This window comes from Flagellimonas beolgyonensis (assembly GCF_003992615.1).
GTDB lineage: Bacteria > Bacteroidota > Bacteroidia > Flavobacteriales > Flavobacteriaceae > Flagellimonas > Flagellimonas beolgyonensis.
In genome coordinates this window covers 300,463-322,343 of sequence record NZ_RZMY01000003.1, presented here as the reverse complement: position 1 = coordinate 322,343, position 21,881 = coordinate 300,463, and the positions used below count along the sequence as shown (strand labels likewise).

General features: G+C 43.2%; 21 protein-coding genes. 9 read left to right on the top strand and 12 right to left on the bottom strand.

Annotation, left to right across the window (positions count from 1 at the left end; translation table 11 throughout):
* The first annotated feature begins 118 nt into the window (after nt 1-118).
* From leuS to EO131_RS02310, 3 genes are all read left to right on the top strand, one after another.
* Nucleotides 119-3,016 (top strand): leucine--tRNA ligase, encoded by a 2,898-nt coding sequence (leuS, locus tag EO131_RS02320; RefSeq protein ID WP_127018986.1) that lies wholly within the window; start codon nt 119-121, stop codon nt 3,014-3,016.
* A gap of 408 nt (nt 3,017-3,424) precedes the next feature.
* Entirely contained in the window at nt 3,425-4,528 is a 1,104-nt protein-coding gene (gene ald, locus EO131_RS02315; RefSeq protein ID WP_127018730.1) for an alanine dehydrogenase, read from the top strand.
* A gap of 92 nt (nt 4,529-4,620) precedes the next feature.
* Nucleotides 4,621-5,322 (top strand): zinc metallopeptidase, encoded by a 702-nt coding sequence (locus EO131_RS02310; RefSeq protein WP_127018729.1) that lies wholly within the window; start codon nt 4,621-4,623, stop codon nt 5,320-5,322.
* Between the two features lie 65 nt (nt 5,323-5,387).
* Here the strand turns inward: EO131_RS02310 and EO131_RS02305 are convergent, their stop codons facing one another.
* The 4 genes from EO131_RS02305 to EO131_RS02290 all read right to left on the bottom strand — a co-directional run bounded on the left by EO131_RS02305 (nt 5,388) and on the right by EO131_RS02290 (nt 8,259).
* Nucleotides 5,388-5,906, bottom strand: a complete 519-nt coding sequence (locus EO131_RS02305; RefSeq protein ID WP_127018728.1) for a ferritin — start codon at nt 5,904-5,906, stop codon at nt 5,388-5,390.
* 101 nt (nt 5,907-6,007) lie between these two features.
* The gene (locus EO131_RS02300) at nt 6,008-6,328 is read right to left on the bottom strand and encodes a hypothetical protein (protein ID WP_127018727.1); all 321 of its coding nucleotides are present in this window, start codon (nt 6,326-6,328) and stop codon (nt 6,008-6,010) included.
* A gap of 38 nt (nt 6,329-6,366) precedes the next feature.
* Complete coding sequence (locus EO131_RS02295; protein WP_127018726.1) at nt 6,367-6,837, bottom strand: Lrp/AsnC ligand binding domain-containing protein; 471 nt, start codon at nt 6,835-6,837, stop codon at nt 6,367-6,369.
* A 48-nt stretch (nt 6,838-6,885) separates the two neighbouring features.
* Nucleotides 6,886-8,259: a saccharopine dehydrogenase family protein gene (locus EO131_RS02290; protein ID WP_127018725.1), complete on the bottom strand. Its 1,374-nt coding sequence runs from the start codon at nt 8,257-8,259 to the stop codon at nt 6,886-6,888.
* 79 nt (nt 8,260-8,338) lie between these two features.
* Between EO131_RS02290 and EO131_RS02285 the strand changes: the two genes are divergently transcribed.
* Nucleotides 8,339-8,728: a DUF423 domain-containing protein gene (locus EO131_RS02285; RefSeq protein WP_127018724.1), complete on the top strand. Its 390-nt coding sequence runs from the start codon at nt 8,339-8,341 to the stop codon at nt 8,726-8,728.
* 44 nt (nt 8,729-8,772) lie between these two features.
* Here the strand turns inward: EO131_RS02285 and EO131_RS02280 are convergent, their stop codons facing one another.
* Nucleotides 8,773-9,756: an SH3 domain-containing protein gene (locus EO131_RS02280; RefSeq protein WP_127018723.1), complete on the bottom strand. Its 984-nt coding sequence runs from the start codon at nt 9,754-9,756 to the stop codon at nt 8,773-8,775.
* 335 nt (nt 9,757-10,091) lie between these two features.
* Here EO131_RS02280 and pckA point away from each other — a divergent pair, with 335 nt between their 5' ends.
* Nucleotides 10,092-11,708: a phosphoenolpyruvate carboxykinase (ATP) gene (gene pckA, locus EO131_RS02270; RefSeq protein ID WP_127018722.1), complete on the top strand. Its 1,617-nt coding sequence runs from the start codon at nt 10,092-10,094 to the stop codon at nt 11,706-11,708.
* Between the two features lie 52 nt (nt 11,709-11,760).
* Here pckA and EO131_RS02265 read toward each other — a convergent pair whose 3' ends face one another.
* From EO131_RS02265 to EO131_RS02255, 3 genes are read right to left on the bottom strand one after another with little or no spacing between them, the layout of a single operon-like run.
* Entirely contained in the window at nt 11,761-12,504 is a 744-nt protein-coding gene (locus EO131_RS02265) for a uroporphyrinogen-III synthase (protein WP_127018721.1), read from the bottom strand.
* Nucleotides 12,505-12,511: 7 nt separating this feature from the next.
* Nucleotides 12,512-13,168, bottom strand: a complete 657-nt coding sequence (locus EO131_RS02260) for a DUF4271 domain-containing protein (protein ID WP_127018720.1) — start codon at nt 13,166-13,168, stop codon at nt 12,512-12,514.
* Nucleotides 13,165-14,823, bottom strand: coding sequence for an ArnT family glycosyltransferase (locus tag EO131_RS02255; RefSeq protein ID WP_127018719.1), 1,659 nt, complete (start codon nt 14,821-14,823; stop codon nt 13,165-13,167). Before EO131_RS02255 ends, EO131_RS02260 begins: the two co-directional genes overlap by 4 nt.
* Nucleotides 14,824-14,941: 118 nt before the next feature.
* Here EO131_RS02255 and EO131_RS02250 point away from each other — a divergent pair, with 118 nt between their 5' ends.
* The 3 genes from EO131_RS02250 to EO131_RS02240 are packed head-to-tail and all read left to right on the top strand — an operon-like array spanning nt 14,942 to nt 17,447.
* Nucleotides 14,942-15,670, top strand: a complete 729-nt coding sequence (locus EO131_RS02250) for a polyprenol monophosphomannose synthase (protein WP_127018718.1) — start codon at nt 14,942-14,944, stop codon at nt 15,668-15,670.
* Nucleotides 15,671-15,672: 2 nt separating this feature from the next.
* Nucleotides 15,673-17,007 (top strand): dihydroorotase, encoded by a 1,335-nt coding sequence (locus EO131_RS02245; RefSeq protein ID WP_127018717.1) that lies wholly within the window; start codon nt 15,673-15,675, stop codon nt 17,005-17,007.
* A 2-nt stretch (nt 17,008-17,009) separates the two neighbouring features.
* Nucleotides 17,010-17,447: a DUF4296 domain-containing protein gene (locus tag EO131_RS02240; RefSeq protein WP_127018716.1), complete on the top strand. Its 438-nt coding sequence runs from the start codon at nt 17,010-17,012 to the stop codon at nt 17,445-17,447.
* On the opposite strand, the gene EO131_RS02235 is transcribed toward EO131_RS02240, so the two are convergent.
* Complete coding sequence (locus EO131_RS02235) at nt 17,434-18,435, bottom strand: NAD-dependent epimerase/dehydratase family protein (protein ID WP_127018715.1); 1,002 nt, start codon at nt 18,433-18,435, stop codon at nt 17,434-17,436. The genes EO131_RS02240 and EO131_RS02235 overlap by 14 nt on opposite strands.
* 85 nt (nt 18,436-18,520) lie before the next feature.
* On the opposite strand from EO131_RS02235, the gene tyrS reads away from it, so the two are divergent.
* Complete coding sequence (gene tyrS, locus EO131_RS02230; RefSeq protein WP_127018714.1) at nt 18,521-19,816, top strand: tyrosine--tRNA ligase; 1,296 nt, start codon at nt 18,521-18,523, stop codon at nt 19,814-19,816.
* A gap of 114 nt (nt 19,817-19,930) precedes the next feature.
* On the opposite strand, the gene EO131_RS02225 is transcribed toward tyrS, so the two are convergent.
* The 3 genes from EO131_RS02225 to EO131_RS02215 all read right to left on the bottom strand — a co-directional run bounded on the left by EO131_RS02225 (nt 19,931) and on the right by EO131_RS02215 (nt 21,751).
* Nucleotides 19,931-20,917: a long-chain-fatty-acid--protein ligase gene (locus EO131_RS02225; protein WP_127018713.1), complete on the bottom strand. Its 987-nt coding sequence runs from the start codon at nt 20,915-20,917 to the stop codon at nt 19,931-19,933.
* Between the two features lie 65 nt (nt 20,918-20,982).
* Entirely contained in the window at nt 20,983-21,306 is a 324-nt protein-coding gene (locus EO131_RS02220) for a T9SS type A sorting domain-containing protein (protein ID WP_127018712.1), read from the bottom strand.
* Nucleotides 21,307-21,439: 133 nt separating this feature from the next.
* The gene (locus EO131_RS02215) at nt 21,440-21,751 is read right to left on the bottom strand and encodes a T9SS type A sorting domain-containing protein (protein WP_127018711.1); all 312 of its coding nucleotides are present in this window, start codon (nt 21,749-21,751) and stop codon (nt 21,440-21,442) included.
* Nucleotides 21,752-21,881: the final 130 nt, after the last annotated feature.

The following is a 21,881-nucleotide window of genomic DNA, read 5'->3' as shown; positions in this document are numbered from 1 at the left end:
TCGAGTCCTAATAATTAGGGCGAGAAATCTCTTCCGTCGTGTTTGAGACATCTCGACTAGAGTTTACCCTGAGCGTAGTCGAAGGGCTCGATGTGACAAAATACCATAAAGTAGAATGATGAGTTATAATTTCCGTGAAATTGAAGCCAAGTGGCAGAAGTATTGGGCAGAAAATGAAACCTTTAAGGCAGTCAACGATTCTGACAAACCCAAATTTTATGCATTGTCCATGTTCCCCTATCCTTCGGGAGCAGGATTGCACGTAGGGCACCCGCTGGGGTATATTGCCACGGACATTTATTCGCGCTATAAAAGGCACAAGGGTTTCAATGTGTTGCACCCTATGGGCTACGATTCGTTTGGTTTGCCTGCGGAACAATATGCCATCCAAACAGGGCAACACCCGGCCATTACCACGGAAAACAATATCAAAAGGTATCGCGAGCAGCTCGATCAATTGGGGTTCTCTTTTGATTGGAGCCGCGAAGTGCGTACCTCCAACCCACAATATTATAAATGGACCCAGTGGATCTTCATCCAGTTGTTCAACTCGTGGTACAATAAAAAATCGGACAAGGCAGAGGATATCTCTACTTTGATTTCCGTTTTCGAAAAAGAAGGCAATGCGAATGTCATGGCTGCTTGTGATGATGATACCCCGAAGTTCAGTGCAGGCGAATGGAACCATTTTTCAGAAAAGGAAAAACAGGAAATCCTTTTAAAATACAGATTGACGTATTTGGCGGATATCGAAGTAAACTGGTGTCCGGCTTTGGGAACCGTTTTGGCCAATGATGAGATTGTGAACGGTGTCTCCGAACGTGGAGGCCATCCGGTAATCCGTAAAAAAATGACCCAATGGAGCATGCGCATCACCGCCTATGCCCAACGCTTATTGGACGGATTGGATAAAATTGATTGGCCACAACCCTTAAAGGACTCGCAGACCAATTGGATCGGTCGTTCTGAAGGGGCTTCTGTTACTTTTAATGTAATGAATGCTTCGGACGCTGAGCGCCTGCCTGCCGGACAGGCGGGTAGTCGAAGCGACAAGGAGGTGATTTCGACTCCGCTCAATCACCAATACAGAATAGAAGTCTTCACCACCCGTCCCGATACTATTTTCGGGGTCAGTTTTATGACCTTGGCACCCGAGCATGACTTGGTGGCCAAAATCACCACGCCAGAACAAAAAGCAGCGGTGGAAGCCTATGTGGAAGCAACGTCCAAACGGTCCGAACGTGATCGTATGGCCGATGTGAAAACCGTTTCAGGGGTGTTCACCGGAGCCTATGCAGAGCACCCGTTTACCAAGGAGCCCATTCCGATCTGGATCGGGGATTATGTGTTGGCCAGCTATGGAACCGGAGCCGTAATGGCCGTTCCCTGTGGTGACCAGCGTGATTACGATTTTGCCAAACATTACAACATCGATATCCCCAATATTTTTGAAGGGGTGGATATTTCCGAAGAGGCCTTTGCTGATAAGGCTACCACCATTATTGCCAATTCCGATTTTCTGAACGGATTGTCCTATAAAGACGCTACCAAAAAGGTAATCGCCGAATTGGAAAAGATCGGGCATGGAGTGGGCAAGGTGAATTATCGCCTTCGTGATGCCGTATTTAGCCGCCAACGCTATTGGGGTGAACCCTTTCCGGTATATTATGTGGATGGTATGCCACAGATGATCGATTTGGAACATTTGCCGTTGGAACTCCCCGAAGTGGAAAAATACCTGCCCACCGAAACAGGGGAACCGCCTTTGGGCAATGCCACCAATTGGGCATGGAACATTGAACAATGTACAGTGGTCAATAATCAATTGATCGATCATAAAACGGTATTTCCTTTGGAATTGAACACCATGCCGGGTTGGGCTGGAAGTTCCCAATACTTTAATAGGTATATGGATCCCAGAAATGACGAGGCCATTTTCTCTAAGGAAGCCATTGACTATTGGCAGGATGTTGATCTATACATTGGGGGTAGCGAACACGCCACCGGCCACTTGTTGTATTCCCGTTTTTGGCAGAAGTTTATGTTTGATAGGGGTTATGTGCCCAAGGACGAGTATGCCCAAAAGTTGATCAACCAAGGGATGATTACGGGAACGAGTGCTTTCATTTATAAAGATTTGGATTCCAATAAAGTCTATTCCAAAGGATTGAAGGAGGGTAAGAATGTTATTCCAATTCACGCCGATGTTTCTTTGGTCAATGCGTCCGATGAATTGGATGTGGAAGCCTTCAAAAAATGGCAACCAGAATATCAAGATGCGGAGTTCATTTTGGAAGACGGTAAATATATCGTTGGACGCGAAGTCGAAAAAATGTCCAAATCCAAATACAATGTCGTCAACCCCGATGCCATTTGTGAGGAGTATGGGGCAGATTCCCTTCGATTGTACGAAATGTTCTTGGGACCCTTGGAGCAATCCAAGCCTTGGAACACTGCGGGCATTACCGGTGTATATTCCTTCCTTAAGAAACTCTGGAAGCTTTACTCTGTATACATAGATGGGTCGCAGAGCGGAGTCGAAGCGGAACCCACGGCAGAGAATTTAAAGACGTTGCACAAAACCATCAAAAAAGTGGAAGAGGATATCGAGAACTTCTCGTTCAACACTTCCGTGTCCACCTTTATGATCTGTGTGAATGAGTTGACGGCCCAAAAATGTACCAGCAAAGCCATTTTGGAGCCCCTAGCCATTTTGGTGTCGCCCTATGCGCCCCACATTGCGGAAGAGCTATGGGAACGTTTGGGCCATACAGAATCCATTGCCGAAGCCCCTTTCCCCAAATTTGAGGAGAAATACTTGGTGGAGAGCAGTAAGGAGTATCCCATTTCCTTTAATGGTAAAGTGCGGTTCAAGTTAGAATTCCCATTGGATATGGATAAAGGTGAGATAGAGGCAGCGGTATTGGCTCATGAAAAGACAATAGATCAATTACAAGGCCGCAGTCCTAAAAGGATTATTGTGGTTCCAGGAAGGATTGTCAATATCGTTGAATAGTTTCAAAATCTATTTTGCCCTCATTCAGCACTAGTTTCGGAATCCCATCCTTGCTAGTAACGAGGTAATAAGAACCTGAATCCTGCCTCTATCGGCAAACAGGCAAGTTCAGGTTAACATAGCATACATTTTCTTATTAATCCTGTATATAGGTTAAAAATATCGCAATTACCCCCTAAAGAGCATGCCAAATGGCATGCTTTTTTAATTTATATCAATTAATACCCTAAAAAAGATAGGGGTAAAAACAATAAAACAAACAAAAATTAGATTAACCCCTATTAAAAAAGGGGTATAAAAGTTAAAAAGTATGTTTTACAGCTGTTGACCCCTACATTTTGTCGATTTTTTCTGTTCTAATCTGATTTTTTTGTTCACCTTTGGGCCATAACTATAAAAAACAGCAAAATGATTGTTGGGATACCAAAAGAAATCAAGAACAACGAAAGCCGGGTTGGGATGACACCAGCCGGGGTTTTTGAATTGGTAAAGAACAACCACACCGTGTATGTGCAATCCGGTGCGGGTGAAGGCAGTGGCTTTTTCAATCAGGATTACCAAAAGGCTGGTGCAACGATTTTGGATACCATCGGACAGGTGTACGCCATGAGCGATATGATCGTGAAGGTGAAGGAGCCTATCGCCGAAGAATACAGTTTGATCCAAAAAGGACAGATCATATTCACCTATTTTCATTTTGCTTCCAGTGAGGCATTGACCAGGGCCATGATTAAAAGCAAGGCCATTTGTATTGCTTATGAAACCGTTGAGGATGAGGATGGTTCCTTGCCCTTATTGATTCCCATGTCCGAAGTGGCCGGCAGAATGGCTATTCAGCAAGGGGCCAAGTTTTTGGAAAAACCAGTGAAAGGAAAAGGAGTGCTTCTGGGTGGTGTGCCTGGGGTATCTCCTGGCCGTGTGTTGGTCTTGGGAGCGGGTACCGTGGGGATACAAGCTGCTAAAATGGCAGCGGGTTTGGGTGCCCACGTAACCATCATGGATGTGAGTATGAAACGACTCCGTTACGTGAACGACATCATGCCAAGTCATGTGGTCACTGCTTTTTCCAATGAATACAATATTCGAAAATACATTAAAACACACGATTTGATCATTGGTGGTGTCTTGCTCAAAGGGGCAAAGGCCCCCAACCTGATCACACGCGACATGCTCAAGGAAATGCATCCCGGTACAGTAATCGTGGATGTGGCCGTGGACCAAGGCGGCTGTGTGGAAACAACGAAACCAACAACCCATGAGGACCCCATTTTTATTATCGATGATGTGGTCCATTACTGTGTAGCCAATATGCCAGGGGCAGTGCCTTATACTTCCACTGTTGCCTTGACGAATGTAACACTGCCCTATGTGCTAAACTTGGCCAATTTGGGTTGGCAGACCGCTTGCAAACGCGATAGATCTTTGGAAAAAGGTTTGAATATCGTAGAAGGTGAAGTGGTCTACAAAGAAATTGCCGAAACCTTCCTTTTGGAAGAGCCTGTTTGGGCGTAACGTACAATTTGTCAGTAAATCGACCCCGTCAAATATTGGCGGGGTTTTTGCTTTTATGTGGTATATTTAGCATTACATAAAACAGAAAAGCTATGATGACATATTATATATTGATTGGAGGAATTGCACTGGTCAGCTGGCTGGTGAGCAACCAATTGAAGAGCAAGTTCAAGAAATATTCCAAAGTGCATTTGCGCAATGGTATGAGTGGTGCCGAAATCGCCCAAAAAATGTTGGATGATCATGGTATTCGTGATGTTCAGGTCATTTCAACACCGGGCATGCTGACCGACCACTACAATCCAAAAAACAAAACCGTGAACCTAAGTGAAGCAGTGTACAGTCAACGCAATGCAGCTGCTGCAGCGGTAGCGGCCCATGAGTGTGGTCACGCCGTGCAACATGCCCAAGCCTATGAATGGTTGACCATGCGTTCCAAATTGGTGCCCGTGGTTAGTGTAACCTCTGGCATGTCCACTTGGATCGTGTTTGGGGGTATTGCCCTGATGGCTGCCCAGGGAGTGGCCGGCGGTCTAGGATTTTACATTGCCGTTGCCGGATTGGTCATGATGGGATTTGCCACCTTGTTCAGTTTTGTGACCCTGCCCGTGGAATATGATGCCAGTAAAAGGGCCTTGGTGTGGTTGAAACAAAAAAACATGGTGAGCCAAGAAGAGTACTCTGGGGCTGAAGACGCCTTAAAATGGGCTGCCCGAACCTATTTGGTGGCAGCCGTTGGTGCATTGGCTTCCCTATTGTATTGGGCACTCCAAGTTTTTGGAGGAAGGGATTGATTTAAAATTTAAAAGCATAAAAAAAGGGACCTTTTTAGGTCCCTTTTTTTGCGTTGAGGTATGTTTTATTCCATCCAATTGGCCACTTGGTTGTCGATCATTTGAAGACCAACTCCTTCAGTGCCGGTAACGGAAATCATATCGAGAATGTCCCGAATGGTGTTTTCTTCTTCCACCTGTTCCATCACAAACCAATCCAAGAAGCGTTCGGTGGCAATATCGCCCAGTTCCCGCGCTTTTTTCACAATGTTGTGGATGGATTTCGTCACTTTTACCTCATGGTCCAAGGTGCTTTCGAACACATCCACAATGGAGGCATAATCATGATTGATATTGGTGATTTCAGGGGACATGGGGCTTCCACCGGTATCCACCAAAAAATTGAAGATCTTCATCATGTGCTCCCGCTCTTCTTCAGCTTGCTTGAAGAAAAACTTGGCACTGGTAAAAAACCCATTTTGCTCACACCATGATGCCATGGCCAAATAGGAGGCAGATGCATGGGCTTCCATTTTTATCTGGGCATTGAGCATATCCATGGATTCTACCTTTATGCTCATGCTTTGTCTTGCTATATCTTTCATACAATAGGTTTTTATCTGATACTTAAAATTACAAAAAATTAATGGCTTTAAAACCTGATTTGGCTTTATTTAGAGGTTGGGCCTAGGATTTCAATAGGGTTTCAAACGAGGGCAACCTGTGCGGGTTGTGCCAACCCCAGTTTCACCAAACTGCTTTCGACCAATTCGGTAAGATCTAGGATTTCCAGCGTGTTCAAAATAAACAAGTGTTCCTTGTTGCAAAGCAATAGAATCTCAAAACCGTGTTTGTTCAAATCCCCATCAAAATGGTCTTCAATGGCAATGGTCTTTAATTTATGTCGCAGTGATAAAAGCTGGCACAGGGGCAAACGGATGGTTTTGTGACCAAAATCAATATGGAAAGCCCTATCTGCTGTGGCTTGATGAAAAGAATAATATTTGGACCTGTTGATTTCAACCATAGGTCAAAATTAATCTTTATTTAGATTGAATACAAATATTATATCTGAATTTGTCGGTCGATTTGTTGGTCGAGGGAAATAAAGGTTTCGGTGCGGGAAACCCCTTCAATTTGTTGGATATTTTTGTTCAATACCTGCATCAAATGCTCATTGTCCCTGCACAATACTTTAATAAGAATGGACCAATTTCCCGTAGTATAATGGCATTCCAATACTTCAGGTATCTTTTCCAGTTCCTTAACCGCTCTTGGATTGGCCATGGCCTTGTCCAAAAAGATACCAATGTATGCCATGGTCGTATATCCCAAGACCCTGGGATTTACAATGAATTTTGATCCCACCAAAAGCCCTGAACTTTCCAACTTTCGCAATCGCTGGTGAATGGCAGCGCCCGAAATGCCGATGTTCCGTGCAATTTCAAGGATGGGTCGGCGGGCATCTTCCATTAAAAATCTTAAGATTTTCTTGTCAATACCATCTATTTTGACCGAATTGTTATTGTTTTTCACGATTAAGGTTTACAGATGAAGGTAAAGATAACAGAAATCAATCAATTCCTAACCTGCCACCGAATCAGGATTATAGCCCAAATAGGGTACTTCAAATTCCTTGAAATTGATTCCGTGGTTCTTTAATTCAGAAAGTATAGGGGTATATACTTCCTTTCGAATCGGAATCTGAACCCCTGGAGTTGTTATTTTTCCGTTTAATATGTTCAATGTGGCAATGGCTACGGGGAGTCCTACAGTTTTTGACATGGCCGTAAACCTACGGTTTTCACCAATGACCACCATGTTGGCATCAATCTGCTTTTTCTCACCATTGATTTCATAGCCAAATTTATGGTACATTACGATCATGTCCTTTTCATCCTCTTTCAAGGTCCAGCTGTCTTCCAAAATATATTGTAGCATTTGGGCAGGTGAAGCGTTTTTAAGTGGGATTTTTTTGGTGTGATCGAATAGGTTCAACTCCAAAAGTTTCCCCCACATGATATCATCCTGATCAATTTTGAGGTAATGTCGTAGTTTCAACTCCACTGAATCGGTGGGCGAATAGGGAAGGAATAGGTTTACAAATTCGCGGTACGACATGCCCTCTGAATTTTCGATGGTATAGCTGTCGTCCGTCATACCCAGTAATACAAACATTTGCCATGCTTTGGAAAATCCTACCCTTCGCATGGTTCCACGGTACAAGGTAAGTGCATCATGTAGACCATAGGCCTCACGATAGTTTAAGGAATCCCGGTTGGCATACGCTTCAAAGGTGCCATACCCATCCACTTCCAAAAATTCGGTTCGCCGAAACAGTTTATGGTAGGGGATGTATTTATAGGTGCCTTCCTGAATGAATTTGGCTGCACCGCCCTGACCTGCCAATACTACGTTTCTTGGGTTCCAGGTGAATTTGTAATGCCACAGATTGGTATCGCTTTCAGGAGCCACGAGCCCACCGGTGAAGGATTCGAATAGCAACATTTTGCCACCGGCATCCCGAATTCGGTCAATGACTTCCATGGCACTCATGTGATCGATTCCCGGGTCGAGACCGATTTCATTCATAAAAACCAAACCATGCTTTTTGGCCTCCTCGTCCAAAGCTTTAATTTCCTTACTGATATAGGAAGCCGTGACCAGATGTTTTTTGTACGCAATACAATCCTCGGCTACCTTACTATGTAAACTGGCTGGAAGCATCGAGACCACAATGGACGCATCTGAAATGGCATTTTTGCGTTCCTCATCGTTAAAAATGTCCAGAGAGAACACTTCGCAATGGGGATGCTTCGCAAATTGTTCAGGTATATTTTCCGGATGAATATCGCCGATTCGCAGCCTAAGTTTTTCCGATTGGGATTTCTTGAGAAAGTAATCCAAAAGATAGGAGGTTGATTTACCCGCTCCAATGACCAAAATAGTTCGGACCATGTGATTTACGTACTTTTGATTTAAACGGATACTAAGGTATCAAATTGTTATATTTCTAAAAAAATCATTGCTTAAAGTTATGAACAGAACAATTTTGTTAACCGCTGTGCTATTGGGGATGTTTGCAATCATTCTTGGTGCTTTTGGCGCACATGGATTGGAAAAGTTGGTCCCTGCCGATGCTGTGGAAACTTTTGAGGTGGGTGTCCGGTATCAGATGTACCACGCCCTCTTTTTGCTTTTTTTGGGACTTTGGCCACAAGGCTCGGATAGGATCAAAAAGCTAGTACTATTGATGGTTGTCGTAGGTGTTGTACTGTTCTCATTCTCGATTTACGCATTGGCATTGAACAGTTTAACCGCATTTGACTTCAAAACTTTCGGATTTTTAACACCTATTGGAGGAGTTTTCTTGATCTTGGGCTGGGGTATATTAGGATACCACCTTTTAATCCGCAAATTGGAGTGATGTCTAAAAACACAATCTATAAGGGATATTAGAATTGGATGGTTTTAATTTCTTTGCTTTGTTGTGTTGTGGCCAAAAACCCAACCTTCTTTTCCCTTGAAGTTAATTTTATACCAACGATCGGTTTGGTTGCCAACCTTTTGCAAAGAAGAACCTTGTTCCATGATATCACAGATATCACCTTTTTTAACCTGAAATAAAATGTTGTCTTCCTCGGCCTTGGGTTCACTTCGGATATTGGCAATTTCGGTTTTAATGCCCAATTTATTGGAGGATAGGTTTTCAAAAGTGTTTAATTCTTCAATATAGAACGCTTCTCCTTCAGCTCCATTATCATACAAGGCGTTGCTTACATGATCGATCAGTTTTGATTTTTTAAAATTTGGGTTTTCTAAAATATTTTCAAGCAACTCATATTTTTTTTCTGCTGATTCTTCCATAGCTCGCCAATATAAGATGCCCAATTTAACATCTACTTCATCTTGTATGGCACTAATGTCTCCTTGAATCCATCCGTTCTTTTCTCGTTTCAGGCCTGTAATTTGGTGCCAATCCCCTTGCTCCTCATTTTTGAACTGTACCACCATGTCCATTGGTTCCAACTTTTCACCTTCAAAAGTCATGATATCAGGTCTTTTGTATAAGGCAGTCTCCTTGTTAATTATTGCCAATTCTCCACCCAATGCAAACAAGTGTTCATATACCCAACCTACACTTCCATCGGAGAGTTTTATTTTTAGGTATTCTTTTTCATCCTCTGCAACTTCCTTTTCATTTAAGAACGCTACTGTTTCACCAAAATAAATGGTTGTAAGGTACTTTGCATCCTTTCTTCCTGGTTTGTCCCTCAATCCAACTTTTGGCCATAGGCATACGGCGGTTGTGGCTTCGTCAGAAATTTCATTGCCCATAGTATTCCCTATTTCTGGGTTTTCCAATGAACTTCCTTTTTTTTCAGATTTGGAGTTGCATGCATAAATGAGTAGGAGTATAATACAAATGGGAAAAACAACCTTTGTCAATTTCATAGGATCATGATTTTAAGCAGGTAAAGTATTACGATTCTTCATAAATGAGGTGGCTCAATTGATGGATGAGAGTTTTCAATTGATAAATGGAAAGTCAAGGCGATTACTAAATAAAAAAAGCTTTACTGAGTGTTTAACAGTTGGTCTCGAACAGTTTAACCGCATTTGACTTTAAAACTTTCGGATTTTTAACACCTATTGGAGGAGTTTTCTTGATCTTGGGCTGGATTTTTTTAGGATACCACATTTTAACCCAAAAACAGCTCTTTTGACCTTTAAATGCCTTACGAAAACGTTATAATTTTCTAGTTTTGTACCATCATTAAAACAAAAGAATGAAGGATTCTGCTCAAATTTCGAAAACGATTTCGTTAATATCCTATGGTATCGACCATGAGAATGTGCATTACCAACTTTCACCGGAAGAACTGCATCAGTTGACCCTTGAAAATGACATGGGGAAGGAAGCATCATCAGGTGCCCTGGCCGTGAACACGGGCGAATTTACCGGTAGATCGCCGATGGATCGCTTTATTGTTAAGGATGCTATTACAGAAGATAAGGTGTGGTGGGGGAATATCAATATCCCTTTCGACCCAGAAAAGTTTGACAAACTTTACGATAAAGTGATTGCTTACCTGAACAACAAGGAATTGTTTGTACGGGATTCATATGCTTGTGCAGATCCAGCCTATAAATTGAACATCAGGGTAATCAATGAATATCCTTGGTCCAATATGTTTGCCTATAACATGTTTTTGAGGCCCACTGATGAAGAACTGGAAAATTTTGATCCCGAGTGGACCGTAGTGAACGCTCCTGGTTTTAAAGCAGATCCAGCTGTTGATGGAACCCGCCAGCATAACTTTGCCATCTTGAATTTTAGTCGAAAAATCGCTTTGATCGGGGGTACGGGCTATACGGGGGAAATTAAAAAGGGTATTTTTTCTGCCCTGAACTTTATTCTACCGGTGTATAAGAAAACATTGCCCATGCATTGTTCTGCCAACGTTGGGGAGAGTGGGGATACCGCCATTTTCTTTGGTCTTTCAGGAACGGGCAAAACAACGTTATCCACCGATCCCAATAGAAAATTGATCGGGGACGATGAACATGGCTGGACCCCAGAAAATACCGTATTCAATTTTGAAGGGGGATGCTATGCCAAGGTCATCGATCTATCGGAAGAAAACGAGCCTGAGATCTATGGCGCCATTAAAAAAGGGGCCATCTTGGAGAATGTGATCATGGATGAAAATGGGGTGGTCGATTTTTCGGATACGTCCATAACACAGAATACCCGAGTTAGCTATCCAATAGACCATATCGAAAATATTCAGATACCATCCATTGGTGAAAATGTAAAAAACATTTTCTTTTTAACGGCAGATGCCTTTGGTGTGTTGCCCCCCATTTCCAAATTGACCCCTGCGCAGGCTGCCTATCATTTTATATCGGGCTATACCGCCAAAGTGGCCGGTACCGAAGCAGGTGTAGTGGAGCCACAACCTTCTTTTTCTGCCTGTTTTGGTGCCCCTTTTATGCCGCTGCATCCCGCAAAATATGCCGAGATGTTGAGCAAAAAAATGCAGGAGAATGGCGTGGATGTATGGTTGGTGAACACAGGTTGGACTGGAGGTCCCTACGGTGTGGGTACCCGTATGAAACTCAAGTATACCCGTGCCATGATCAATGCGGCACTAAGTGGGGAACTGGGACTTTACAGCTATGAAAAGTACCATATCCATTCCGTGTTCGGTGTGGCGCAGCCTAGGGAATGCCCTGGAGTGCCCAAGGAGGTGCTGAGCCCAAGGACCACTTGGAACAACGATGAGGCGTATTACACCACAGCCTTTAAATTGACCAACGCCTTCCGGGAAAACTTTAAGAAGTTCGAGGCCTATGCCAGCGAGGAAATCCGAAGAGGAGGACCGCAACGCTATGCCTTTTAAAACAAGACGCCCGACCATTGGTCGGGCGTTCATTTTTTTTGCGGTAAATTTTTTACTTGTTCACACTGGTAATGTACTTCTGCAGTGCCATCGTCATGGAGGGTGTCTCCGGTGTTGGCGCTTGGATATCGATTCGAAGTCCCGCTTCGGTCGCAGCCATCACAGTACTGTTGCCAAATACGGCAATACGCGTATTGTTCTGTTCAAAATCGGGGAAATTCTTCAAAAGGGATTCGATTCCAGAAGGACTAAAGAATACCAAAATGTCGTAGTACACATCTCTAAGGTCCGATAGGTCACTAATGACCGTCTTGTAGAAAATACCTCGCTTCCAATCCACACCAAGCTCGTTCAAAGCTTCGGGCACGGAGGGTTTCAATTGGTCCGAAGATGGTAAAAGGAATTTCTCGTCCTTGTACTTTTTGATCAACGGAATCAGTTCATTGAAAGTCCTTTTGCCCACATAGATCTTTCGCTTACGGTATACCACATACTTTTGCAGGTAGTAGGCCACTGCCTCTGACTGGCAAAAATACTTCATGGTGTCCGGAACCTTAAAGCGCATCTCCTCGGCAATCCTAAAAAAGTGATCCACAGAATTTCTGCTGGTCAGGATGATTGCCGTAAAATTGTTCAAATCGATTTTTTGCTGCCTAACATTTTTGGCTTCAACCCCCTCCACATGAATAAATGGTCTAAAATCCACTTTAATCTTTTCCTTCTCAATCAATCTGGAGTACGGGGAATTTTCGACTTTGGGTTCTGGTTGGGAAACCAAAATTGTTTTTACTTTCATAAGCTTTTCAACCTTTTAGATAGCTTCCAATTAACACCAAGGGCGCAATTTCGAGTGCGCAAAGGTACAAAATAAAATATACAAAATAGGGAAAGAGCGCTTTTTGATAGTTCTTCAATAGCTTGATCGCACTGATGAAAATTATGAGGCAAATTAGGAAAATAGTGCCATAAATTATGGGTTTTGAGTCCCTTAGCACATAAATCAAAAGCACGTTGGCCACAAAAATAAGTATGCTGCTATAGTTCAGGTACGAGGTTTTGCTGAATATAAGACCGGAAATCAAATCCTGCATGTTAAACACATATCCGGTGAAACTCTGAAGGGTGAATTTGGTCAATTCGAACAATGCCACACTGCCCAAAATCAAAAAATAAGTTGAGAGTTGATCAGCTGTGTCAACATACCCAAAAGTTTCCAGGGCGAGCAAGATAAAAAGTGAGAGGTTGATCCATTGGAACAGCGTAAGCAGGGAGTGAAACCAATTGAACAATTGTCCCTTTTTATTGTACAGCAAAATGTATTTGTCGTTAAAAGGAAGTATGATAAAATTGACAAACTTGGAATAGTAAAGGTATTTTCCCAAGGTAAGCAGGATCAATGCTGAAAATAAGATCAGAGTCATCCAATCTAGGGAGAAAACCGTTTTTTCTATGGGGTTCATTCTTGAAACTTGATTGGTTTGCCATTTAGTCCTGGGGGTAATCCATTCTCCGAAATCCCTACCCTAAAATACTCTGGATTTTCCATTGTTGGCAACGGAAGTTCAAATTCATAATAAACCGTGTCCATAGCTTGTAACAGGGTCACATGCTTCCCTTTCCCTTGTACTTTTAAAGGTAACATCTGTTTCACCTGCTTATGGGCATTTGAATAAGAAATGGTATACTTTAATTGTTCCAAAGGAATATCGAACGGATAGGGGTTGAACACCTTTAATTGGTGTTTGGTGCCGGTTTTTGGCCTTTCAACAATGCATTGCAGACGACGGTACGATTGAAAGTTATCCATGAAAATGCCATGAAACACCGAACTGTCCAAAGTCATATAAGAAAAATCCCCGCTATCTCGATAGGGTGTAACGTATGCTATTTTCTTGCCCCGGACCCGTTCCTCAGAACCATCAATGGAATATTGGTTTTTTCGGTACATGTAGTTGTTCAACGATATGGCAGGTATGCCCGAATAAAATTCGTACATGGGTGCCCGTCGGTACGAATTTTCAAAAACAATGGGAACGTCCCCTGCTTTTTCTCTTAGTTCCTTGGCCCATTGTTTATTGCCATGGGTCTCATAAAATTTCGGAAAAAGAGGATAATAGATCATCCAAGCCCGTGCATACAACAACAAGACGAAACTTACCATACCGATGCGATACATCCATTTACGTGCCTTGGGATTTTCCAAAAGATGGTTAAAGGCCATAATCGCCAACGGAATGGATATCACGATGGTCCATTGGGCTTGCACCCTTCGGTTAAAACTCGATATAAAAAAGAAAATCAGCACCCCATAAACCAGGTACACCAACGCTTTGGAAAATAAATCTTTCACTTTGAACTTGAACACTGCGCCGTAGATCCAATAAAACAACAATCCAATAATGACGATCAGGTTCAAAAAGAAGCCCAGGGTAAAACTGTCAAATTTATAGGCTTGGTTGGGCCGTTCATACAAATGGAAGGTAATCGAGACAAAATCATTTTGATACAACCAAATTAAATGGGGTGTATAGCATAACAATGCCACTACTACTGCCAACCACGCTTTTTTGTCAAACAGGAGTTTTACATTGGACAAAAACACAAACAAGATTACCAAAACGGCATGGTACTTACTGTACATCAAAGCGGCCATGACCACACCCAACAACAAAGTTGTGATGGTGGATGGATTTTCCAAAAACCGTTTATACAGCCATAGGAACAATGCTGTGAAGAACAAAAGCGGCGTATCTGGCAGGGTCAAAAATCCGTAGGCATTCATCAAGGTGAACGAGAATACCAGTAAGAAAAAGTGGACCACGTAATCTTTCTTTTTTGGATTGTCGATCAAGAGCCAAAGCAATATATAAGTGCCCACTGAAAGTAGGATACTCATAAATCGCACGCCCAATTCCCCATTAAAAAAGAAACTGCTCAACTTCACCAAAAAGGCCACCATAGGCGGATGGTCAAAATACCCCCATGCCAAATTTTGTGCATAATACCAATAGTAAGCCTCATCATAGATCAATTCGGTGAAGGAGGCCTGAAACAGGTTGAGGACAAAAAGAATAGCCAGTAAAATCAGAAAAAGTTTGGGAAACTTTTGAGCCATCTATCGGATTTTAAGGGCCAAAGTTACAAATATTGACCAAGTACATGACACCGAGGGGCAGATAGGCTTGTGTGGGCTGATCGGAAAACCGTATTTTTGACATTCTAAAAGCTTGTGAATGTCAGACGGTTTGGTCATTATACCTACCTTCAATGAAATAGAAAACATAGAGGCCATTATAAAGGCGGTTTTCGACCTCAAGAAGGATTTTCATGTGCTGGTGGTGGATGATAATTCTCCGGATGGGACCGCCCAGTGTGTTAGGGAATTACAAAAGGAATTTCCGGAGCGATTATATTTGGAAGTCCGAAAGGAAAAATCCGGATTGGGCACCGCTTACATCCATGGGTTTAAGTGGGCATTGGCAAAAGGGTATGAGTATATTTTTGAGATGGATGCTGACTTTTCGCACCGTCCCGCCGACCTGTCGCGATTGCATCGTGCCTGTGTGAATGGGGCTGATGTTGCGGTGGGATCTCGCTATAAAAAAGGGGTTAATGTGGTGAACTGGCCCTTGGCCAGAATATTACTTTCCTACGGCGCTTCATTTTATGTAAAGATCATCACGGGAATGAAGGTGCACGATCCCACAGCAGGATTTGTTTGCTACAGGAGAAAAGTACTGGAGACCATTGATCTGGACAAAGTGCGCTTTATTGGATATGCGTTTCAAATAGAAATGAAATACCGCGCGTACCTGAAAAAATTCAAGATCGAGGAAGTGTCCATAATATTCACCGATCGTGTCGAGGGAAAATCCAAAATGAACTCTGCCATCATTAGAGAGGCCATTTTTGGGGTCATTGCAATGAAATTCAGAAGTATATTTTTTAAGAAGAACTTTTAGCCATGTCAAAAATACTGTTGAAGAATGCCAAGGTTGTGAATGAGAACAGGATTTTTGAATCCGATGTCCTGTTGGAAGGCAATTACATTTCACGAATCGATAGTGCTATTTCCGATGCCAATGCCAAGGTCATCGATTTGAATGGCGACCTTTTGCTGCCCGGCATCATAGACGATCAGGTACATTTTAGGGAGCCAGGCCTTACCCACAAGGGAACCATAGCTACAGAAAGCAGGGCCGCCATTGCAGGAGGGATCACTACCTATATGGAGCAGCCCAATACGAATCCACAGACCACCACAATCGAAAAATTGGAGGAAAAAATGGCCATAGCCGCCAAGGATTCCTTTGCCAACTATTCCTTTTTGTTTGGGGGTACCAACGATAATTTGGAGGAGCTGAAACGATTGGACAAAAATGCCTGTTCGGGGGTAAAACTGTTTTTGGGATCGTCCACGGGTAATATGTTGGTGGACAATGAGGAAGTGCTCGAAAAGATTTTCAGCAATACCGAGATGGTTATTTCCGCCCATTGTGAAGATGAAGGAACGATCAGGGCCAATTTGGCCAAATACAAGGAAATGTACGGTGACGACATTCCCATAGAACTCCATCCAATCATTCGAAGTGCCGAGGCGTGTTACCTTTCCTCATCCAAGGCGATTGCTTTGGCAAAGAAAACCGGTGCCCGTTTGCATGTGTTCCATTTGTCCACAGGTATTGAAACCGATCTCTTTACCAATGCCGTTCCTCTGGAAAAGAAAAAGATTACGGCGGAAGTCTGTATTCACCACCTTTGGTTTTCGGATGAGGATTATGCCGAAAAGGGCACTCTGATCAAATGGAATCCTGCAGTAAAGACCAAAACCGATAGAGAACAATTATGGAAGGCCTTGTTGGACGACCGCATTGATGTGGTAGCCACAGATCATGCCCCCCACACCCTGGAAGAAAAGGACCACCCCTATACCAGCGCACCATCAGGCGGGCCATTGGTGCAACATGCGTTGTTGGCCATGCTACAAAAAGAAAGCGAGGGGGTCATCAGCTTGGAAAAAATGGTGGAGAAAATGTGCCACAATCCCGCCAAACTTTTTGATATCAATCGTAGGGGATTTATCCGGGAAGGCTACTATGCCGATTTGGTACAAGTAAACCGGAATACTCAAAATGAAGTTAAAAAAGCCAATATTTTGTATAAATGTGGCTGGTCTCCCTTTGAAGGTGTTACTTTTGGCTCCAAAGTGGTGCGTACCTTCGTCAATGGGCTTTTGGCCTATGATAATGGAGATTTTGCCCCCACCAAAAATGCCATGAGGCTTACGTTTAATCGTTAAGTATGAAAAAAGGTTTCGTTTTTCTTATGGGGATTTTGTTTTTGTGCTCTTGCGCCGAAGAGGTTGTCGAGAAACCGGAAAATTTGATTCCAAAGGACAAAATGGCGGCTATCTTACTTGATTTGGCCATTTTGAATGCAGCAAAATCCGCAGCGAAAAACAAATTTGAAGACTCAGGACTGGAAATTATGCCATTTTTGTATCAGAAATATGGTGTGGATAGTGTCCAGTTTGTTCAGAGTGACCTCTATTATGCTTCCAATCCATTGCAGTACCAAGAAATGTACCAAGATGTTCAATCTAAATTGGATTTGGCTAAAAAGGATTTGGAAGAACGTTCCAAAAGACGAAGTGATAGCATCCGAAAAGCCAACGAAACCAGAAATGATTCGGTTATGGCAGCAAAGGCAAAAGAAAAATTAAATCCTATCGAGCCTTAAAAATGTGACAACAGTTTTTGATGGCGGAATCTACTTCCTCGAAGGAAAAGTCCAGAGCCTTTACCAATTTTTCGTTGCTATAGGTTTCTTGATGTTGAAGACTTCTGGCCATGTTTTTGGAAAGTCTTCTGCGTTTGCCCATAAAAGTGCTCCGAAACCAATCCAGTCGCCAAAAAACTTCCAAAAGCCTTTTAGTCAGTAATTTGTTCGGCGGTGCTACACCAAAGTTGGTCGCTATTTTTTCGAACAAGGTGGCATAGGTCCAATTTTCACTCACCAAGATATAGCGTTCCGATTGGATGTCCGACGACATTAGCCCGACCATGGCGTTTACCACATCATTAACAGTAACAAAGCCTGTACCACCGGGAAATAGGTACTTTTTTTCTTTGGCCACATAGGTGAAGAATGTGCCACTTCCAGACCTCCAAAATCCTGGACCAATAACAACTCCGGGGTTGATAATCACAACGGACAATCCTTCTTGGGAACCTCGCCAAACTTCGAGTTCCGAATCGTATTTGGCCAAACCGTACACCGATGCCACGGCCTCGTTCCATTCATTTTCCTCTGTTGCTATTCGTCCCTTGGTACTTGGGCCAATGGCCGCAATGGAACTCACATGGCACAGTTTTTTTATACCATATTTCAAGCAAAGGTTCACCACATTCGCCGTACCCCCCACGTTGATTTTTTCTAGAAGAGGGAAATCCTTGGGATCAAACGAAATTAAAGCGGCACAATGGTAGACCTGCTCAACATCAACAAATGCACTTTCCAGATTGGCAACATCGGTGATGTCGGCTTTGTGCCATTCAATCTGGTCCATAAGTGGAGCAGGTACTTCGGAATAAAAGCCGAATACCTTGGCAACTTTCTGAAGGGATTCCTCCGATCGATAGGTAGCCCTAACTCGCCCACCTCTGTTTACCAAGTGGTACAACAGGTGTGAACCAATCAATCCAGTGCCTCCAGTGACCAAAATCATAGGGTAAATGTACCTATTTGTTGTGGATTTATTCAGTGAAGTGCCAAGTTCATTTTATATTTGCAGCTATTCGAAAACTACAAGCATGACGAAGAATTTTGTCCAAGAACTGGAATGGAGAGGAATGATCCACGATGTAATGCCGGGAGCAGAGGAGCATCTTATGGAAAGTATGCGCGCTGCCTATGTGGGTATCGACCCCACGGCAGATTCATTGCATATCGGGCATTTGGTGGGTGTGATGATGTTGAAGCATTTCCAATTGGCGGGCCATAAACCTTTTGCCCTTGTCGGTGGTGCCACAGGAATGATCGGGGATCCATCCGGGAAATCCGCGGAACGGAACCTTTTGGACGAGAAAACGTTACGGCACAATCAAGAGGCCCTTAAGGCACAATTGAGCCGCTTTTTGGATTTTGAAAGCGATGCCCCCAACGCTGCAGTGTTGGTGAACAACTACGATTGGATGAAGAATTTCACCTTCTTGGAGTTCATTCGTGATGTGGGCAAGCATATCACGGTGAATTACATGATGGCCAAGGATTCGGTTAAGAAAAGGTTGTCTTCCGATGCCAAGGAAGGCATGTCGTTTACCGAATTTACCTATCAGTTGGTTCAGGGTTACGATTTTCTGTATTTGTTCCAGCACCATGATTGCACCCTACAAATGGGTGGGAGTGACCAATGGGGGAACATTACCACGGGAACCGAGTTGATCCGTAGGATTGGCGGGGGTAAAGGATTTGCACTTACCTGTCCTTTGATCACCAAGGCCGATGGTACCAAATTCGGAAAAACCGAAGGAGGCAACATTTGGTTGGATGCAGAAAGGACCTCACCGTATAAATTTTATCAGTACTGGTTGAATACTTCCGATGAGGATGCTGAAAAATACATCAAGATTTTCACCTTTTTGGATAGGGAAGAAATTGAGAATTTGGTGGCGACACATAAGGAAGCACCACATATGAGGGCATTGCAAAGAAGGTTGGCAGAGGAAATCACCGTTATGGTGCATTCCCAGGCCGATTTGGGCAATGCCATCAAGGCCAGTGATATCCTATTTGGAAAATCCACTTCCGAAGACTTGAAAGGATTAAACGAGAAAACGTTTTTGGATGTGTTTGAAGGCGTGCCCCAAGCACAAATAGCTCGTAATGAATTGTCGCCCGGATTGGATATGATCGGGGCCTTGGCGGCAAAGACCGGCTTTTTGGGTTCCAATGGGGAGGCCCGAAGGGAGTTGAAACAAAATGCCATCTCGGTGAACAAGGAAAAGGTGCAGGAAGACTACTTGATCACCGAAACGGATTTGATCAACAATAAGTTTGTGTTGTTGCAACGCGGTAAGAAGAATTATTTTGTTCTGGTAGTGGAATAAACAAGTGGTCCAAAAAGTGTCATTCTGAATGAAATGAAGAATCTCACGAAGCCGCTATGTGTATCAAGTTGAGAACCTGAAACGAGTTCAGGTTAACGCAATCGTCATTTTGTGCTAAAGCACCATCAAGTTACACCCCCGAATATCGGAATTATCGAACCGGCCCAACACTTCAAAAGAGCCATAGGGCAATGTTTTGCCCAAATCCTGGGTGGCAATAAAGGAGCACGAATAGAGATTGGCCAAGTCGATCACGTTGATACCACCGGTTTTTCCTTCGGTTTGAAAACTTAAGGGGTCTTCACTGTCGCGGATCAAAATCTTCATCCACGGTGGTGATTGAAAGATTCCATTGCCATGGGAATAGCCTTGTGAGAGGAGTTCCGTCATCCCATATTCCGAGTGGATTGTTTGCACGCCAAACGCTTTTTTGAGGATGAGATGCAGTTCCTCACGGATCAGTTCCTTGCGTCGGCCCTTCATACCCCCTGTTTCCATAATGATGGTATTTTTTAAGGGCATTGGGAATTGTTCTGCCAGATCCAATAGTGCAAAAGAAACCCCGATCAGCAAGGTTTTGGTTCCCTTTTGTTCCACTTCCGACAATTTTTTGTGCAGTTCTTCAAGATTATGGAGATAAAATCCACTGTCAGGATGGTTGGATCGTTTCACCAAATTATTCACCATATATACCAAGGAAGAGCCTTGGCGTTCCAAATAGGAGGGTAACAGTGCCAAAATGCAATAGTCCTCGACAGGCCCATAAAACAGGGAAAAAGCGTTTAAAAAACTTTGCTCATACAATGATAGGTCGGGAACAAAATGTTTGCTGGTCTGGGATTGCGTGGTGCCACTGCTTTCAAAGATGGCTTGGGGCTTCGTGCTTCCACAAACCACATGATGGGATTTAAAAAACTCGATGGGCAAAAATGGAACGTCGACCAATTGGGCAACTGTTCTGTCAGATTTACCCAAAAAGTCACAGAATTTACGATAGACACCATTTTGGTGATACTGATACTTGAAAATAGCCAAAGCGACCTCCTCAAACTGGGCGGTATTTCGGATGGAGAAAATGCGTTGGGTGTCTATCGGTTCCATTTGGGGATAAAAGTACCCCAAAAATAAAAAGCCCCTTGCGAAAAGGGGCTTGGATTGTTTGATTTTTATTTGACCACCAGTTTTCGGGTCATTGTTTTTTTCTGTTCGGTAACCTGTAGAACATATACTCCGGGCACCAATCTGGAAATGTCCAAGGTATTGGTTGTAATTCTGGAGGTGAGAACGATTTCACCAAAAACATCAAAAATTTTGATATCCTTGGTTCCGTTGGACTCTGTGGTGATGTACACCTCATCTCCATAGGCAGGGTTCGGATACATTTTAAAACCCTTTAGTTCCTGCACGGGCTCAGTGTTTACACTGACCAGCTCTTGACCGTAAGTAAAAATGGGTATGGCCATAAGTAGTACAAAGTAAAGTTTCTTCATAGAGGCTGATTTGGGGTATATGTGCAATGTAAAAATAGACCATCACCGGCAGAAGTGCCACAAATTGTTGTGAAAGCGGTAAATGTGTTGGGAAATGTAGAAAACTTGTGGTGTAAAATTCGGGGGTTGGCTACTATTTGATGATTAACTTTCTGGTAGCCACTTTGTTGTTCTCAAAAACACGCAGAATATAGACCCCTTTGTCCAAATTGGAAAGATTGAGTTCCTTGCCCAAAATGGTAGTCTGGAGTACTTGCGTACCGAGTACGTCAAAAACCAGGATTTTCTTTGGAGCATTTTGGGTGGTCTCGATATAGACTTTGCCCTGGGTTACTGGGTTGGGATAGAGCTTAAACCCGTCAATATCTGCATTGCCCTTGGCATTTTCCTGCGAAAATCCGAGAGCACATACAAAAAAGAAGATGACTAGGTAAAAGTGCTTCATACGTTAATGGTTGCAAACGCTATGCCACAAATATAAAAAAATTGTAACGCGAAAGTGGAACTATTTGACGAATAGGGGGTTACTTTTCGATGAAATGCAAAAAAGAAGCCCCCGTTTTGGCGGGGGCTCT